Annotated in this window: 1 protein-coding gene; it reads right to left on the bottom strand. The window is 53.2% G+C overall.

Annotated elements, in window-relative coordinates; all coding sequences use genetic code 11:
* Window positions 1–93: 93 nt before the first annotated feature.
* On the bottom strand, window positions 94–1,195 hold a 1,102-nt coding region (locus IBX50_RS20640; RefSeq protein ID WP_292258323.1), incomplete at its 5' end, for a ComF family protein.

Raw genomic sequence — 1,195 nt, 5'->3', positions numbered from 1 at the left:
TAAGCGGCTTGGCAGTCTCGCTGCTGGCTTTTGAAAAATAACTGGTCAGCAGCAAGGTTGCTTGCGCTGTGGGAGATAATAAGCTGGATACATTCATGAGTCTTTTACCGAAGATGAAGCCAGTGCAACAGGATAGACCACACCGCTGCCTGCTTGCTGTAACAGTGCCGCGATGACCGTCAGCGTCCAGCCGGAGTCCAAGATGTCATCCACTAGCAAAACCGGTTGCCCCTGATAAAGCTGCGTCACAGCAAAGGCACCGTCCAGATTACGGCATTGGTGGAAGCGGTTCTGCTGGCCTTTTTGCGGCTGGTTGTCTTTCACTTTGCTGAGGGCATCCACAAACGGCAGACCTATACGTGCAGCCAAACGGCGGGCAAAATCTGGTACCAATTCAGGATGATTACGCGAGGGTACGCAGCACACCCACTGAGGCGCAGGGTTGGGCTGCCACCGCTGCTGAATCATTTCCGCCATAGCTTCAACCAACTCATCACTGAAACGCCCGGCATGTTTACTGTCGGCAACCATGCGTCCCCAACCGGCATCACCCCAGCGGGATAAAACACGGCCTTCCTGTGCGCGAAGTTGCTGAGGTAGATTGCCTCTAAAGCCGTACTCCAAAAATGCATTGGTCGCCACCTGTACTTTTGGGGTGATCACCATTTCTGCGTGTTTAAGGAAAATACCTGCACGATGCGCCAAAGCAGGATCAACCGGAGCATTGATAACAGGCTGACCCAAGCATGATGCACATTGACCGCAAGGCGTGGGATCAAGATCGTCCAGCGCTCGGCACAAAAAAGTCATTTTGCAGCCCGCATCATCCAGATACGCCTTAACCTCCTGCCATTCCTGTACACGCTGCTCGGTTAAATGAGCAATTCGAGCCTGATCCATTTGATAGCTTACTGGCGTTCTCAGCCAACGGCTGCCATCTTTGATGACCGGTGCAGGGTTTTCCACGCTCAGCAGCTTCAATGCTTTTTCGATCTGGCCATGGCGCAGGTTAGTTTGCTCCTCAATGTTGCGAAGTGACAAACCATCGCTGCTTTCCAACACCTGCAAGATCTCATTGACCTGCACCTCGGAAGGGAAGGCCGAGTCACGGAAAAATTCGTGAATATCCCCATCCTCCACGCCCGACATCAACACACCGACGGCATGATCAATACCACGTCCGGCACGACCCACC

The organism is Marinospirillum sp., from assembly GCF_014859565.1.
The sequence above is the reverse complement of the archived record's forward strand: the minus strand, read 5'-3'. Positions and strand labels throughout refer to the sequence as shown.